Source organism: Marinobacter sp. C7 (assembly GCF_022343555.1).
Lineage (GTDB): Bacteria > Pseudomonadota > Gammaproteobacteria > Pseudomonadales > Oleiphilaceae > Marinobacter.
On record NZ_JAKQZH010000001.1, the window covers coordinates 555,974 to 572,659 of the forward strand.

Annotated in this window: 13 protein-coding genes; 11 read left to right on the forward strand and 2 right to left on the reverse strand. The window is 61.2% G+C overall.

Annotation, left to right across the window (positions count from 1 at the left end):
• Window positions 1-102 precede the first annotated feature (102 nt).
• Window positions 103-1,791 (forward strand): HAD family hydrolase, encoded by a 1,689-nt coding sequence (locus MD273_RS02550; protein ID WP_239036195.1) that lies wholly within the window; start codon window positions 103-105, stop codon window positions 1,789-1,791.
• On the opposite strand, the gene MD273_RS02555 is transcribed toward MD273_RS02550, so the two are convergent.
• Window positions 1,733-3,028 carry a transporter substrate-binding domain-containing protein gene (locus tag MD273_RS02555; protein WP_239036196.1) on the reverse strand — a complete coding sequence of 432 codons (1,296 nt, stop codon included), beginning with the start codon at window positions 3,026-3,028 and terminating at the stop codon, window positions 1,733-1,735. The genes MD273_RS02550 and MD273_RS02555 overlap by 59 nt on opposite strands.
• A gap of 118 nt (window positions 3,029-3,146) precedes the next feature.
• Between MD273_RS02555 and MD273_RS02560 the strand changes: the two genes are divergently transcribed.
• From MD273_RS02560 to MD273_RS02590, 7 genes are all read left to right on the forward strand, one after another.
• The gene (locus MD273_RS02560) at window positions 3,147-3,863 is read left to right on the forward strand and encodes a response regulator (RefSeq protein WP_239036197.1); all 717 of its coding nucleotides are present in this window, start codon (window positions 3,147-3,149) and stop codon (window positions 3,861-3,863) included.
• Window positions 3,850-5,316, forward strand: a complete 1,467-nt coding sequence (locus tag MD273_RS02565; protein ID WP_251068092.1) for an ATP-binding protein — start codon at window positions 3,850-3,852, stop codon at window positions 5,314-5,316. Before MD273_RS02560 ends, MD273_RS02565 begins: the two co-directional genes overlap by 14 nt.
• 110 nt (window positions 5,317-5,426) lie before the next feature.
• Window positions 5,427-6,860, forward strand: coding sequence for a carbohydrate porin (locus MD273_RS02570; RefSeq protein ID WP_239036198.1), 1,434 nt, complete (start codon window positions 5,427-5,429; stop codon window positions 6,858-6,860).
• 30 nt (window positions 6,861-6,890) lie between these two features.
• Window positions 6,891-8,150, forward strand: coding sequence for an ABC transporter substrate-binding protein (locus MD273_RS02575; RefSeq protein ID WP_239036199.1), 1,260 nt, complete (start codon window positions 6,891-6,893; stop codon window positions 8,148-8,150).
• Between the two features lie 53 nt (window positions 8,151-8,203).
• On the forward strand, window positions 8,204-9,130 hold the full coding sequence (locus MD273_RS02580; RefSeq protein WP_239036200.1) for a carbohydrate ABC transporter permease: 927 nt from the start codon (window positions 8,204-8,206) through the stop codon (window positions 9,128-9,130).
• A complete protein-coding gene (locus MD273_RS02585) occupies window positions 9,123-9,992 on the forward strand; it encodes a carbohydrate ABC transporter permease (protein WP_239036201.1) in 870 nt (289 codons plus the stop codon). The genes MD273_RS02580 and MD273_RS02585 overlap by 8 nt, the downstream gene beginning before the upstream one ends.
• Window positions 9,993-10,010: 18 nt before the next feature.
• Window positions 10,011-11,129, forward strand: a complete 1,119-nt coding sequence (locus tag MD273_RS02590) for an ABC transporter ATP-binding protein (protein ID WP_239036202.1) — start codon at window positions 10,011-10,013, stop codon at window positions 11,127-11,129.
• 3 nt (window positions 11,130-11,132) lie between these two features.
• Here MD273_RS02590 and MD273_RS02595 read toward each other — a convergent pair whose 3' ends face one another.
• On the reverse strand, window positions 11,133-12,665 hold the full coding sequence (locus MD273_RS02595; RefSeq protein WP_239036203.1) for a cryptochrome/photolyase family protein: 1,533 nt from the start codon (window positions 12,663-12,665) through the stop codon (window positions 11,133-11,135).
• Between the two features lie 300 nt (window positions 12,666-12,965).
• On the opposite strand from MD273_RS02595, the gene hemN reads away from it, so the two are divergent.
• The 3 genes from hemN to MD273_RS02610 all read left to right on the forward strand — a co-directional run bounded on the left by hemN (window position 12,966) and on the right by MD273_RS02610 (window position 16,664).
• Window positions 12,966-14,381: an oxygen-independent coproporphyrinogen III oxidase gene (hemN, locus tag MD273_RS02600; protein ID WP_239036204.1), complete on the forward strand. Its 1,416-nt coding sequence runs from the start codon at window positions 12,966-12,968 to the stop codon at window positions 14,379-14,381.
• Window positions 14,382-14,761: 380 nt separating this feature from the next.
• Window positions 14,762-15,757 carry a ubiquinone anaerobic biosynthesis protein UbiU gene (ubiU, locus tag MD273_RS02605; RefSeq protein ID WP_239036205.1) on the forward strand — a complete coding sequence of 332 codons (996 nt, stop codon included), beginning with the start codon at window positions 14,762-14,764 and terminating at the stop codon, window positions 15,755-15,757.
• A 13-nt stretch (window positions 15,758-15,770) separates the two neighbouring features.
• Window positions 15,771-16,664, forward strand: coding sequence for a U32 family peptidase (locus MD273_RS02610; RefSeq protein ID WP_239036206.1), 894 nt, complete (start codon window positions 15,771-15,773; stop codon window positions 16,662-16,664).
• Window positions 16,665-16,686: the final 22 nt, after the last annotated feature.

Below are 16,686 nucleotides of genomic sequence, written 5' to 3' on the forward strand. Positions count from 1 at the left end.
TCGCAGCCAACCGGGTTTATCTTTTTTGTTATACAACAATGAGTTTTAACCCCTGACGTTCGGATTGCAAGGGGAAAAATATTGCCTGAGCGGAGACCCGAGATGGCGAGATTCAATGAGGCGATACCGGCTCCTTCGGTGCTGATTTTCGATTGGCATGGCACCCTCGTGGACACCCACGATGCCATGTTCAGCGCCATGGAGGAGATGTTGCCGCAGCTGGAGGAACTGGAGCTGGTGGAGCGACTGTTGCCGGAGGACCAGTGCCGGACGGCGGACGACGCCCGGCTGGTGCGCTACATCCGGATCTTCCGGCGGCTGCATCCACGGATCCTGGCCGAGCGGCGGGTCTCGAGAACCGACATCTTCAACGCCATCTTCGGCGACGATAAAGAAGCCAAGCTGATTGCCCACAAGGCCTACAATGCCGCCTATCGGAAGTACTTCGGTCAGGTCAGGCCGTTCCAGCCCGGCGCCTACGAATATCTCTCGGCCCTGAAAGCCATGGGCATTCGCCTGGCGGTGTCCACCAACCGCAACCGGGAGTTTCTGGACAAGGAGCTGAAGACGGTGGACGAGGGACGCTGGCAACACCTGTTCGATGCCACGGTGTGCGCGGACGATGTCACCGAGTACAAGCCGGATCCCCAGGTAATCCTCAAGGCACTGGAAAAGCTGGACCTGCCGGCGGATGACCGGGCCTGGTACGTGGGAGACAGCTATGTGGACATGCTGACCGCCCACAATGCCGGAGTGTCCGGCGTGTTTTACAACGGAGCCTGCTGGGAGCAGAGCCGGATTGACAGTTGGTTCACCAAACGGGATGCCCCGGCGGCCATTCTGGATAGCTTCGAGGATCTGCTTAACCTGCTGGCGTTGCTGGAGCGCCAGGAGCCCGACGCGTTCGCCCAGGCGCCGGCCGAGGTCCGGCCAAGACCGTTCCCGCCCCCCGAGCGTCCGGAGCCGCGCATCGAGCCGGACTGGCATCCGGCCGTGGTCCGGCTGATTCGGCCGGCGGTGATCCTGTTCGACTGGCACGCCACCCTGGTGGATACCCTCGACGCCATGTACCACGCGGTGGACGACATGCTGCCGGATTTCCACAAGCTTGAACTCATGGACCGGATGGTGGCGCCGGAGGACAGCAAAACCCTCGAGGATGCCCGGCTGGTGTCCTACGTGCGGGAGTTTGCCAGGTTGCACCCCAAGGTGAAGGCAGACCGGAAGATCTCGCGGACGGATATCTTCGAGGTGCTGTTCGGTGAGGACCAGGAAGCCAAACAGGTTGCCCACAAGGCCTTCAATCATCACTATCGCAACCATTACGGCACCGTGAAAGCGTTCGAGCCCCGGGTACGTGATGTCCTTGAGGGGTTGAGAAAAATGAACATCCAGGTAGGGGTGATTACCAACCGGGACCGGGAGTTTTTCGAGCATGAGCTGGATGCAGTGGAGGGCACCGGATGGTCCCATCTGTTCGATGTGGATGTGTGTGGGGACGATACGCCGTTGCGCAAACCTCACCCGGACCAGTTGCTGCTGGCGGTACAGAAGCTCGATTACCCGCCGGATCCGAGTGTCTGGTACGTTGGTGACAGCACCACCGATGTCATCGCCGCCAAGCGCGCGGGCATGACTTCGGTGTTTTTCAACGGCGCCCAGTGGGACCAGCCGTGGCTGAACAAGATCTTCCCGGGTACCCACAAACACCCGGACAAACCGGATGTTGTGGTCAATGATTTTTCTGAATTCTGGGCGCTGGTCCTGGCTTGCGAGGTGGGGCCGCCGTAGGGGCCGAGGTCAGCGGGTGGGCCTTGAGCGCTTTTTCCACATCCAGTCCGAGCACCACGACACCGAGGGGCTCGCCGCCTCCGGCCGGAATGATTGCGGAACTCACCATGATCTGGAACCGGGAGGTGGATGCATCAAAGCGAATCGGTGAGACGTAAAGCTCGCGGACCGATTCGGGACCCGACATCGCCCGGTTGAACTTGGCTTCGTCCCCCTGCCAGAAATCCGATGAGAGGCGGCTCATGGCAGCGATGGTACCGGAACGGTTGATCACGAGAATTTCGGTTACCAGGCCCGGGTGTACCGACTTCCATTCCCGGAGTGCCTGTGAGGCTGGCAGTTCAAGTATCCGTTGGGCCAGGGGGATGGCTCGTTCGGGGGCCTGCGCCTGCCAGTTCCGATCGATGTTCCGGATGTCTTCGGTGCCCTCGATGGACGGACCGTCGGCCAGGGCCTGGCGGAGATCGACCTGCTGCGCCAGTTCCTGCAACAGCGGCGTTGCCAGGTGTTCGGCCTGACGGCGTTCGGTCGAGGACAGTGTGATGTGATCTTCCATGCAGCCGGAGAGGGCCCGATTGAAAGCCGCCATGAACTCCGGGTGGCGGCTGTCAAACTGGCGGTTCAGGTACAGATAGAGCGGCGCATAGCGTACGAACTGCATGTGCATGGTTTCGAGGTTTTCGCCCATTGGCCCCGCCAGCTCCGACATCAGGCGCCGATCCATCAACGCGGCGTCGATCCGGTTTCGCTGCAACAGCGCGAGCAGCTGTTCGGGCGTGGCAACGGTGAGGAAATCTGCATAGCCGCTGGCTTCCATCCAGGCCAGCTCGTTGCTGCCATTGACCACGCCAATGCGGGCCTTCGAGGGCTCCGTTTGCGCCTCGGTGCTGAAAAAGTACCATTCTTCCAGTGCCACCGGATCGCTTCGCATACCGGCGCTATCCAGTTCGGTGGAGGCATCAAGGGCGAAGTAGCCGTCGATCATGTCCCGGCGTAGCTCATACAGGGCCCTGTTCTGCGGCGCCAGGCGGATCTGCGGCGACCATCCGGCCTCCCGGGCAGCACAGGTGACGGTTTCCACAGTCTCACCAGCCACAGAGACCTTTTGATCCAGCAGCTGGATCCGGGACTGGTAAGGGGGAGCTTCGTAGGTATAGAGTTCGAGGGTCCGTGGGTCTGCCACAGTCACGGAAGATGCCAAGATCGGCATGAGCCACAGCAACTGCCTGGCAATCATGATGGTCGTCTCGTCCCTGTTGACTATCGTGCCCTCAGACTAGCAGGCGCAGCGGGCTTTTGCCGAACAACGTTTGGGCATATCCTTGTAACCATGAAAAACAACAAGATCCGAGGTCATGACAGACACCAAAGCGTCTATCCTGGTCGTCGATGACGATGCTGCCATCCGGGAGTTACTGCAGGAACATCTGTCGCGGGTCGGCTATGAGATAAGGACGGCCGGCGATGGCGACGAAATGCGAGAACTACTGGGGGAGCGACCCGCCGACCTTATCGTTCTGGACGTCATGCTCCCGGGGGATGACGGCTTCACCCTGTGCCGGCAGATCCGGGAGCATTCCCAGGTGCCGATCATCATGCTGACAGCCAGTTCCGACGAGACCGACCGTGTGGTGGGCCTGGAGATCGGCGCCGATGACTACCTGGCAAAACCATTCAGTGCCCGGGAACTGCAGGCCCGGGTCAAGGCGCTGCTGCGGCGGGCGCGGTTTGCCAGGGCCGAGAATCCTCGTTTCATCCTGTTTGACCGTTGGCGCCTGGATACCCTGGCCCATGAGCTGATCGACGAGAGCGGTCAGTCGACGGCGTTGTCCGGTGCCGATTTCGCGCTGCTGCAGCTGTTCCTGAACCATCCCAATCAGGTCCTGGACCGGGATACTATTTCCGATGTCACGCGTGGGCGAGAGTCCATGCCTCTGGACCGGGTGGTGGATGTCGCGGTCAGCCGGCTCCGGCAACGGCTCGGGGATCAGGGGCGTAACCCCAGACTGATCAAGACAGTACGGGGAGCGGGATACCTGCTCGCTGCCACGGTAAGTCATGGCCCTGAATAGTTCCGCCAAAGAGAGCTCACTGCTCTGGCGCTGGGTGCCCTCATCCCTGCTTGGACGGGTGTTGCTGCTGACGCTGCTGGCCATGGCCGGTGCCCAGGTCATTTCCAGCGCGGCCTGGGTTGCCACCTATCGGGCCCAACAGGAGGAAGGCCTGGTCGCCACCACGCGCAACCTGGCCCAGTCCGCGTCGGCCACCGTGCAGTTTTTCAACTCGCTGCCTCAGGAATACCGTCACATCGTGCTGGACCAGTTGCGGGACATGGGGGGAACCCGATTTTTTGTCTCCCTGAACAGCAAGCGCATCGACATGACTCCGTTGCCCGACACCGCCCGCAAGCAGCTGGTCATGGAGGAAGTGCGTTCGGTTCTGCGCCAGCGCCTGGGTAACCGCATCAACCTGCATGTGGACTTCGTGCATCCCGACAATCTGCGGATCCTGAATACTGAACTGCCCCTCGACGCCTTGCCGCGCTCCTGGGCCCATTACGCCTTGACTCTGGAACCGCTCAATCCGCCGGTGATGGTGACCCAGATCGAGGTGGATCAGGATGAGTGGCTGTACCTCGCCGCCGCCCTGCCGGCACCGTTTGTCTCCCTGGAAGAGGAGGGAATACCCGGCCAGCAGATCCTGTTCGTGGTAGTCATGATCGGCATTCTGTTCCCCGTGCTGGCGTGGCTGATCCGGCAACAGACGCGCCCCCTTCGCAAACTGGCGAGGGCAGCCAGAGATCTGCCGCTGGATGACGCTACACCGCCACTGAAGGAGCAGGGCAGTGCCGAGATTGTCGCCGTCACCCGCAGCTTCAATACCATGCGTCGACGGCTGCAGAGCTACATCAGTGACCGGGAACAGTTGTTTCGCGCCATTTCCCATGATCTGAAAACCCCAATTACCCGACTGCGGCTGCGGGTCGACCTCGTTGAGGACGAGCCCATGCGACAGCGGTTGGAGGCGGATCTGCAGGAACTGGAGTTGCTCGTCAAGAATGCGCTTCAGTCCATGAAAGACACGGATATCCACGAGAACGCCGAACCGGTGGACGTGGAGCGCATGTTGCGCGGTATGGCCGAGGCTTATCAGTCGGGAGAGTCGTGCCGTGTCACCGTACAGGGACACTGCCGGCGCTATCGTGGCAAACCACTGGCGCTGAAGCGATGCCTGGGCAATCTGGTGGATAACGCGGTCAAGTACGGTCAGGTTGCCCGGGTCCGTATCGAGGACGAATCGGGCCGGCTGGTGGTCCACGTGGAAGACGAGGGGCCCGGGGTGCCGGAGGAGGAGTTGTCACGCATTTTCGAACCCTATTACCGCCTGCAGACGAGCCAACGCCAGGGGCATGGGCTCGGCCTGGGCATTGCCCGCAATATTGCCCAGAATCATGGTGGAGAACTTGCCATCACCAACCGGTCGGAGGGTGGGCTCCACGTCGTACTTACGTTGCCCCGGCACTGAGCGGCCAATGTAACAAAGGTGTTACATCGGTCTTTCAGTTTGATACTCATCGTCTCGGTTTCCTGCCATAGACTCCGGAGTTGTGAATACAACAAAAACAAGGAGTCAACATGTTTCACGCTATGAATGTCCCTGCGAAAGGGCGGTTCACCGGTCCCTCGCTTTCCGTTGCAGTCGGGATCCTCTCTTTGACACTGGCATCAGGGTCGGCACTGGCCCAGCAGCAAAGTGTGGAGGAGCGACTGGCTGCCCTGGAAGAAAAACTGGCGGAGGTCGAACCGCAGGCTACCGGAGACGAGGGCTTTTCGTTCAATACCTATGCCCGTTCCGGCCTGCTGCTTAATGGCGACCTGCAAAGCGCACCCGGTGGCCCCTACCTGACCCCGGCCGGGTCTGTGGGCGGTGCTGTCGGGCGCCTGGGCAACGAGCCGGACACCTACCTGGAAGCGATCCTGAACTACAAGCAGGTGGCCGAGAACGGTACCCGATCCCATTACCGGCTGATGATTGCCGATTCCACCACTTCGTCAAACGACTGGACCGCCGATGACGGTGCGCTCAACGTTCGCCAGGCCTACGTCGAGTTCAGCAATCTGGCCAGTTTCAGCGGGATTTTCGAGGGCGCCTCAATCTGGGCAGGAAAACGCTTTGACCGGGACCTGGACTTCGACATCCACTGGCTCGACAGCGATATCGTTTTCCTCGGGGGCCTCGGTGCCGGGATCTACGACGTCCGGTTCAGCGACAACGTGAAATCCAACTTTTCCCTCTACGGGCGCAGTTTCCTGGACTTCCCCTCGGATCCCCAGGTGGCTGAGGAGACCTCCAGCACCGATAACCTGATCCTCACCGCCAACAACTACTTCGGTAACGTCGAGTGGCTGATCAACGGCATGAAGGCCCAGGACAATGATCGTCGGGTCGTTGCTGGAATGACCGAGGCCGCCGAGACCGGGGTGCATACCATGCTGGCCTACCACGGTGACAGTTTCTTCGGTCTGTCCGATGGTACCTTCAAGGCCGCGGTGATCTATGGCAGTGGCCTGGGTGCCGAGACCAAGAACATCGGCGCCGATGGCAACCTGCACGAGGACGCTGTCAGTACCCGCGTCGCCGTCTATGGCACCACCTACCTGAGTGAGAATTGGCGTTTCGCTCCGGCCATCCTGGCGGAAACCAGCGAGGACCGTTACATCAAGGGCGACGAATACCAGTGGCTGACCTTCAATGCCCGCCTGGCCCAGGAGTTCAACGCCAATTTCGAGATGCAGTACGAGGCGTCCTGGCAAACCATGGATCTGACCACACTGGGCTACGAGGGGCGCAGTGCCGTGGATGGCGACTACAGTCGCTTCACCGTGGCCCCCACCTTCAAACCTCAGGTAGGGGGCTTCTGGAACCGTCCGGAAATCCGCCTGTTCGCCAGCTATTCCACCTGGGATGACGAACTGGATGGCTACTCGACGGGCGATGCCCTCGGCACCGATAGCGATTTCGAAAGCGGACAGTGGACCTTCGGCACCCAGATGGAAATCTGGTTCTGAACCTGACCGGAACAACAAGAAGGAGTGACCATGAACATGTTCAAGAAAACCCTTACCGCTGCGACCGTGGCCGCAGCCTTGCTGCCGGCCCAGGCCCTTCAGGCCGGTGAAGTGGAAGTGCTGCACTGGTGGACCGCTGGCGGCGAAGCGCGGGCCGCGGCTGCCCTCAAGGAAATGATGGAAGAACAGGGCCACAGCTGGAAAGACTTTGCCGTGGCCGGTGGTGGCGGTGAAGCGGCCATGACTGTGCTCAAGACCCGGGCGGTGTCCGGCAACCCGCCGGCGGCGGCCCAGATCAAGGGTCTGGATATCCGCGAATGGGCCAAGCTGGGTTTCCTGACCAGCCTGGACGATGTGGCCGAGGCCAACAACTGGCACCAGCTGATTCCGCCGGTGATCGCCGATGTTATGAAGTATGAGGGCGAGTACGTGGCCGTGCCGGTGAATGTACACCGGGTCAACTGGCTCTGGGCCAACCCGGACGTGCTGGAAGACGCCGGCGTGTCGGTTCCCACGAGTCTGGACGAGTTCTACCGGGCCGCCGAAAAGCTGGAGGCAGCCGGTGTGATTCCTCTGGCCCATGGTGGGCAGCCCTGGCAGGACGCCACTGTATTCGAGGCCGTGGCCCTTGCGGTCATGGGACCGGAGGACTACGCCAAAGCCTTCGTCGAGCACGATATGGAGGTGATCAACAGTGCCCTGATGGAGGAAGTGTTCACCGAGTTCGCCAAGGTGATGAGCTACGTGGACGACAACGCGGCTGGTCGTGACTGGAACACCGCCACCGGTATGGTGATCCGGGGGGAAGCCGCCATGCAGATCATGGGGGACTGGGCCAAGGGCGAATTCACCGCCGCCGGCCTGACACCGGGTGAGGACTACGTCTGCGCGCCGGCACCGGGTACCACCGGCGAGTTCACCTTCAACGTGGACTCCTTTGCCATGTTCAGCCTGAGTGATGAGGAGAACTCGGAAGCACAGAGGGACCTGGCGCGGACGATCATGGAGCCGGAGTTCCAGACCGTGTTCAACAAGGCGAAAGGCTCTATTCCCGTGCGCACGGACATGGATATGGGCGGCTTCGATGCCTGTGCCCAGGCTTCCATGGACACCTTCAAGAGCAGTGCCGATGACGGCGGCCTGGTACCCAGCTTTGCCCACGGACTGGCCACCACCAGCTATGTCCAGGGCCAGATCTTTGATGTTGTCACCAATTTCGTGAATTCCGACGACAAGGATCCGGTCCGGGCCACCGACCAGCTGGCGGCTGCTATCCAGGCGGCACTCTGATCCGGTAGGGGCCATCCCGCCGGATGGCCCCCGATCCTCTCGGGAGAACTCTCATGGAACACATTCAACGTCACCCCGCCCGGGTGGCCAGAGCGCCCTCGCGCCTGCTGGACGGGTTGCAGCGCTGGTTACCGAAGCTGGTCGTGGCTCCCACCTTTGTCCTGGTCGGCATTGGTATCTACGGCTACATGCTCTGGACCGGTGTGCTGTCCTTTACCAGTTCCAGCTTCCTGCCGGTCTATGACTTCGTCGGGTTCGACCAATACGCGAAGCTGATGAGCAATGACCGCTGGCTGACAGCCTCGGTCAACCTGGGCATCTTTGGCGGCCTGTTCATCCTCAGCTGCCTGCTGATCGGTGTGGTGCTGGCCATTTTCCTGGACCAGAAGATTCGCCAGGAAGGTGCCATCCGTACCATCTACCTGTATCCCATGGCGCTGTCCATGATCGTCACCGGTACCGTGTGGAAGTGGATCCTCAATCCCAGCCTGGGCCTGGAGAAGCTGATGCACGACTGGGGCTGGACCACGTTCAGTTTCGACTGGCTGGTCAGTTCCGATATGGCCATCTACACCATCGTGATGGCAGCAGTCTGGCAGGCCTCCGGGTTCGTCATGGCCCTGTTCCTGGCCGGCCTGCGCGGTGTGGATTCCTCGATCATCCGTGCCGCCCGGGTCGATGGCGCCAGCCTGCCGCTGATCTACTGGAAGATCATCCTGCCCTCCCTGAGGCCGGTGTTCTTCAGTGCCGTGATGGTGCTTGCCCACATTGCCATCAAGAGCTTTGACCTGGTCATGGCGATGACCGCCGGCGGCCCCGGTTACTCCACCGATCTGCCCGCCGTGTTCATGTACGCCCATACCTTCACCCGCGGTCAGATGGGACTGGGTTCGGCCAGCGCCATGTTGATGCTGGGCGCCATCCTGGCCCTGATCGTGCCCTACCTTTACTCGGAACTGAGGGAGAAACGCCATGACTGATGTGGTTCGTACCGGCTTTCGCCCCAGCCGCGTGGCCATCTATGGGGTTTTGCTCCTGGCCGCGCTGGTCTACCTGATCCCGCTGTTCATCATGCTGGTGACCAGCTTCAAGACGCCCATGGACATCCGCACCGGCAACCTGATGGCCCTGCCCACGGACTGGACCACCATCGGCTGGACCAAGGCCTGGTCCGAGGCCTGTACCGGTGTCGAGTGCAATGGCATCAGCGGGTATTTCTGGAACTCATTCAAGATGACCGTGCCGGCCGTGCTGATCTCGACCCTGCTGGGTGCCTTCAACGGCTATGTGCTGTCCAAGTGGAAATTCCGAGGCTCGGACCTGTTCTTCGGCATGCTGCTGTTCGGCTGCTTTGTACCCTTCCAGGTCGTGTTGCTGCCCATGGCGGCGACCCTGGGCCAGTTGGGCCTGGCCAACACCACCACCGGCCTGGTACTGGTGCATGTGATCTATGGTGTGGCCTTCACCACGCTGTTCTTCCGGAACTATTACGTGGCCATTCCGGACGCCCTGATCAAGGCAGCCCGACTGGACGGTGCCGGCTTCTTCACCATTTTCTTCCGGATCCTGCTGCCCATGTCCACGCCCATCTTCATGGTGTCCCTGATCTGGCAGTTCACCCAGATCTGGAACGACTTCCTGTTCGGTGTGGTATTCGCCAGTGGTGACAGCCAGCCCATCACGGTGGCGCTGAACAACCTGGTGAACACCAGCACCGGCGTGAAGGAATACAACGTGGATATGGCTGCGGCCATGATCGCCGCGCTGCCCACGCTGGTGGTCTATATCGTGGCTGGCAAATACTTCATCCGGGGGCTGACCGCCGGATCTGTCAAAGGTTGACCTGAGAGGATAACAACAATGTCTCAACTGGAACTGCGGAGCATCCGTAAAACCTATCCGGGGGTTGCCGAGGAGACCCTCAAGGGGATCGACATCGACATCGCGTCCGGTGAATTCCTGATCCTGGTGGGCCCATCCGGGTGCGGCAAGTCCACCCTGATGAATACCATTGCGGGCCTGGAATCGATCACCGACGGGGCCATCGTACTCAACGGCGAGGACATCTCCGGAATGGAACCGAAGGACCGGGACATCGCCATGGTGTTCCAGTCCTACGCGCTGTATCCGACCATGTCGGTGCGGGAGAACATTGCCTTCGGCCTCAAAATCCGTGGTCTTCCGAAACACGAGATTGACCAGGAAGTGGAACGGGTGGCCGATCTGCTGCAGATCTCCCAGCTGCTGAACAAGAAGCCGGCGAACCTGTCCGGCGGTCAGCAGCAGCGGGTGGCCATGGGGCGGGCCCTGGCCCGACGGCCGCGCATCTATCTGTTTGACGAGCCGCTCTCCAATCTGGACGCCAAGCTACGGGTAGAGATGCGGACCGAGATCAAGAAGCTGCACCAGCGGCTGAAGACCACCATCGTGTACGTGACCCACGACCAGATCGAGGCCATGACCCTGGCCGACCGGATTGCCGTGCTCAAGGACGGCGAGCTGCAACAACTGGGCACGCCGAAAGAGGTCTACGACCGACCGGAAAACCTGTTTGTGGCCGGATTCATGGGATCACCGGCCATGAGCTTTGTGCCGGTGACGGTCGAGCAGGGTGACAACGGCCTGCAAGCGGAAGTGCGGGGCAACGATGGCCGTGCCATCAAGCTGCCGGTGCCGGAATTCCTGGCGGACCGCGTGGGCCGGGAGGTCATCCTGGGGATCCGCCCGGAGCACATTACCCAGCCCCAGGATCAGAAGAACGACCAGACCCTGGTGGCCAAGGGCGAGTTCACCATCGAGGTGACGGAACCCACCGGCCCGGATGTGATTGCGCTGATCCAGCTCAACGACACCAATGTGCATTGCCGGATAGATCCGGAGCACCCGGTGGAGTGGGGCGAGATCGCCGAGCTGATGTTCGACATGAAGAAGGTGGTGTTCTTCGACCCTGAAACCGAAAAGCGGATTGCGCCACACTGATGGCTACAGTTGCTCCAGGTTCGCCAGCACATGCTCGGCGCGCCGGAGCAGCGCCTGCCGTTTTTCCGGGTTCTGCTTGTCCCAGTTCCGGTACATCATGCCCATGCGCGGGTTGTTGGCGAAATCCTCCCGGTGCCGGTCGATGAAATGCCAGTACAGGGCGTTGAACGGGCAGGCATCGGTTTCGGTGGCTTTGTTCACCCTGTAATGGCAGTTGCTGCAGTGGTCGGACATGCGCTGGATGTACTTGCCGCTGGCCGCGTAGGGTTTGGATCCCAGGTAGCCACCGTCGGCGTGCATCACCATGCCCAGCACATTGGGCAGTTCCACCCAGTCATAGGCGTCGGCGTAGACCGCCAGGTACCAGTCACAGATCTCCTCCGGTCTGATGCCCGCCAGCAGGGCGAAATTGCCGGTCACCATCAGGCGCTGGATGTGGTGGGCGTAGGCATTCCGACGGGTGGCATCGATGGCCTTGTGCATGCAGCGCATTTTCGTTTCGCCGGTCCAGTAGAACCAGGGCAGGGCGCGGCTGTTGCCCAGGCGGTTTTCCTGCGCATAGCCCGGCATGTTCAGCCAGTAGATGCCCCGGACAAATTCGCGCCAACCAAGGATCTGCCGGATGAAGCCTTCCACTGCATTGATCGGTGCCCGCCCGGCGTACCAGGCCTGTGCTGCCGCCTCACAAACTGCCATTGGATCCAGCAGGCCGCAGTTGAGGTAGGGCGACAGGATGGAATGGAACAGCCAGTCCTCGGTATCGGAGATGGCGTCCTGGTAGTCTCCGAAACAGGGCAGGGCGAAGTCGATGAAATGCTCCAGGGCCGCCTCCGCATCCTCTGGAGTAACGGCGAAGTGGAAGTCGTCGGTTGTGCCGAAATGCCCGGCGAAGTGTTCATTCACCAGGTTGATGACCTCCGAGGTGATTTCGTCGGGTTCTACCCGGAAGGGCGCGGGCGCTGGCGGCTTGCCGGTCCACTTCTTGCGATTGTCGGCATCAAAGTTCCACTGGCCGCCTTCAGGCTCTCCTTCGGGTGTCATCAGCAAGCCGGTTTTGCGCCGCATCTCCCGGTAGAAGAATTCCATTCGCAGCTGTTTCCGGTCTTTTGCCCAATCGGTAAACTCATCCTTACTGGCAATAAACCGTGTGTCCGGGCGGATTTCCACCGGCACGCCGAGCCGCTCGTGCCACTGGCTGATCTGTTCATGCAGCCGCCACTCGCCGCACTCGGTGGTGATGATCCTTTCTGCCCTTGTTCGTTGCACCTGATCGGCCACCACCGCCTCCAGGCTCTGGTGTGAATTGTCCGGGTGATAGCGCTGGTAGTGCACCTGCCAGCCGTCGTCCCTCAGGCGGTCGGCGAAGTGGCGCATGGCGCTGAACAGCAGCACCAGCTTTTTCTTGTGGTGGTTGGTGTAACTGGCCTCGTCGTGGACTTCCGCCATGACGATGAGATCCTCGTTACGATCGGCCCCATCCAGGGCGCTCAGGTTGGGGGAGAGCTGATCGCCCAGAATGAGGATAAGGTTGGCCATGAGAACAAACTCCGTCGGTTACGGGTTACACCAAAGAGGTAGGCAGAATACGCCAAGGGCGCAAGGGTGGTTCAGTGCGGGGGATGCTAGACTGAAACTCATGATCAGCTGACACGCATCAAGCCCTGCCGGGCCGGAGTCAGCGATAATGTTCGTAAAGAGGGGGTCAGAAGAAGGCTTTCTTCTGACCCCGGAGCAGTCCCCCGAACTCTGACATGCACCTGGGGTCTGATGAAAACCTTCATCTGACCCCCAATTTGGACTTCAACTCCCGTTTTCACCGACCAACCCGAGTGACCTATGGCCCCCAACACCGCCACCGCAACCAACAACGACCTCCCCGCCTTCATCTGGGACGACGCCCTGATCCGGCGTTATGACCTTAGCGGCCCCCGCTACACGTCCTATCCGACGGCGGTGGAATTCACCCCGAACTACCGGGTCGAGGATATGGTCAAGGCGGCCGGTCGCAGCAAGGCCGCGGGTGGTCCGATCTCGCTCTATACCCACCTGCCGTTCTGTGCGCACCTTTGCTACTACTGCGCGTGCAACAAGGTGATCACCAAGAAGCGTGACAAGGCCATGCCTTATGTGGAGCGGGTGCTCAAGGAAGCGGCCATCCAGTCAAAATTGTTCGGCGCCGACCGTCCGGTGCAGCAGCTGCACTGGGGCGGTGGCACGCCCACCTTCCTGCCCAAGGATGTGATGCAGCACCTGATGGAGGGATACGGAGAACTGTTCAACCTGCAGACCGGTGACGACCGGGACTACAGTGTGGAAATTGATCCGAGGGAAGTGGATCAGGACACCCTGCCGACCCTTTGGGATCTGGGCTTCAACCGCATCAGCCTGGGCGTTCAGGACGTGAACCCCGAGGTTCAGAAGGCGGTGAACCGGATCCAGCCGCGGGACATGACCGAGGCGGTGCTGAACGAGGCGCGGAAGATTGGTTTCCGGTCCATCAACCTGGATCTGATCTACGGCCTACCTTACCAGACTCCGGAAAGCTTCGCCGAGACCCTGGAAGCGGTCATCGAGATGTCTCCGGACCGCCTCTCGGTGTTCAGTTATGCGCACCTGCCGGACCGGTTCTATCCCCAGACCCGCATCCAGGCCGAGACCCTGCCCAGTCCTCAGCAGAAGCTCACCATCCTGCACAACACCATCAACCGGCTGCTGGAGGCGGGGTACGAGTATATCGGCATGGATCATTTCGCCAAGCCGGACGACAGCCTCGCGGTGGCCCAGCGGGAAGGGCGCCTGCACCGTAATTTCCAGGGGTACACCACCCACTCGGACTGTGACCTGGTGTCTCTGGGTGTATCTGCCATCGGCCAGACCGACGATGCCTATTTCCAGAACAATCATGACCTGCCGGCGTGGGAAGCGGCCATCGACGCCGGCCAGCTGGCCACGGTTCGGGGTGTGAGCCTGAGCCGGGATGACCGCATCCGCCGCTGGGTGATTGGTCAGCTGATCTGCCAGTTCCGCCTGGATCGCCAGCAGTTTGCCGACGCCTGGGGCGAGGATTTCGACCGTTATTTCGCTGATGAACTCAACCGCCTGCGCCCGATGATCAAGGACGAACTGGTGGCCGACGAAGGCCGTGTGCTGCAGGTCCAGCCTGCGGGTCGGCTGCTGATCCGGGCGATCTGCCAGATCTTTGACCTGTACCGGAAGGAAGGGGCGAGCCAGCGGTTTTCGCGGATTATCTGAGCGGGGGGCAGGGCCAAAGTTGGGGTCAGATGAACGTGTTCATCAGACCCCTGTGCCGGCACCGGCCCCCTCGCCAAATCCCCATCCCAGGGGTCTGAAGAAAACCTTCTTCTGACCCCAAGTCAGCCCCAAACCCCAACTCCCCCAGGGGTCTGAAGAAAACTTTCTTCTGACCCCAAGTTAGCGCCAAATCCCCGCCCCAGGGGTCTGAAGAAAGCTTTCTTCTGACCCCGAGTTAGCGCCAGACTCCGAGCCAGATTCCAGGACGGGGTCAGATGAACGCCTTCATCTGACCCCAACTTCACCCCGCTGACAAAGGTCAAGGCACCCGGCCACGCCACCCGCTACCCTCTAAGCACCCAATTCCAGCGGAGAAACCCATGGAACTCGTGTGCCCGGCCGGCAGTCTGCCGGCCTTGAAAACCGCCGTGGATAATGGTGCCGATGCGGTCTACTTCGGCTTCCGCGACAGCACCAACGCCCGCCAGTTCGCGGGCCTGAATTTCAATGACAAGCGCGCCGCCGAGGGCATTGACTACGCCCATTCCAAAGGCAGCCGGGTCTTCTGTGCCATCAATACCTACCCGCAGCCGGATGGCTGGGAGCAGTGGAAAACGGCTGTTGACCGCGCTGCGGGCCTGGGTGTGGATGCCATCATCCTCGCTGACATGGGCCTGCTCGATTACGCCGCCAGCCGCTACCCGGATATCCCGCGCCACCTGTCGGTACAGGGCTCCGCCACCAGCTACGAGGCGCTTTCGTTCTACAAGGACAACTTCGATATCCGCCGGGCGGTGCTGCCCCGGGTCCTGTCTCTCGATCAGGTCCGGGGTGTGGCCAAACACAGTCCGGTGGAGCTGGAGGTGTTCGCCTTCGGAAGCCTGTGCATCATGGCCGAGGGGCGTTGTTATCTGTCCTCGTACCTCACGGACGAATCGCCCAACACCCGCGGCGCCTGCTCTCCGGCGAAGGCCGTGCGCTGGCAAGAGACGCCGCAGGGGCTGGAATCCCGTCTCAATGATGTGCTGATTGACCGTTATGGCCAGGGCGAATCGGCCGGTTACCCGACCCTGTGCAAGGGCCGGTTCGAGGTGGAAGGCAGCGTTTATCATGCCATCGAGGAACCGGTCAGCCTGAACACGCTGGACCTGCTGCCTGAGCTTCAGGAGCTGGGCATCAGCGCCGTCAAAATCGAGGGCCGCCAGCGCAGCCCGGCCTACATTGCCGACGTGGCCCGCACCTGGCGCCAGGCCCTGGACAACCTGAAAAGGACGCCGGGCATGTTCACCGTGGAGAATGACTGGCGCAACACCCTGTCCGGGCTTTCCGAAGGCGGCCTGACCACCCTGGGCGCCTATCACCGCAAGTGGAAATAAGGTTCTGCCAATCATGATGAAACTTTCTCTCGGACCCATCCTGTGGTTCTGGTCCAAGCAGACCGTGTTCGATTTTTACGCCAAAGCCGCCGAATGGCCGGTCGACACCATCTACCTGGGTGAGGCGGTCTGCTCCCGGCGGCGCGAGCTGAAGCCGGACGACTGGTTTGATCTGGCCCGGGACCTGAAAGCCTGTGGCAAGGAGGTGGTGATCTCCACCCAGACCCTGATCGAGTCGGAAGCCGACCTGCGCCGCCTGCGCCGGATCTGCGATCAGAACGAGTTCCTGGTGGAGGCTAACGACCAGAGCGCGGTGCAGGTCGCCAGCCGTCACCACATTCCGTTTATCACCGGCCCCTCCATGAACATCTACAACGTCGCCACCCTCAAAGTGTTGGCAAAGCAGGGCCTGAAAGGCTGGAACCTGCCGGTGGAGCTGGGCCGGGAAACTCTGGAACAGCTGATCACCGGCCTGAAGCAGGAAGGTCTGGATCTGCCGGCCGAAGTATTCGCCTGGGGCTTCCTGCCTCTGGCCTGGTCCTCCCGCTGTTTCACCGCCCGCCACTACAACCTGCCCAAGGACAACTGTGAGTTCCGCTGTCTGCAGCATCCCGACGGCATGGAGTTACGTTCCCGGGAATCCCAGGAGCTGTTCCGCCTGAACGGCATTTCCACCCTTTCGGGTTCCCGCTACGACCTCATGCGGGAGCTGCCGAAAATGGACCGCCTGGGCGTGAACACGGTGCGCCTCAGCCCGGAACATCAGGGCATGGAGGAAGTGGTCAAACGCTTTGATCAGGTACGGCGGGGTGGAGTGCCTGCCACCGACCCGCTGCAGCTGGTGGAGGCACCGCCCTGCAACGGATACTGGTATGGCAGGCCGGGGATGGACCTGGTGGTCTCCTGAGCAACATCATCAGCCGGGTAGC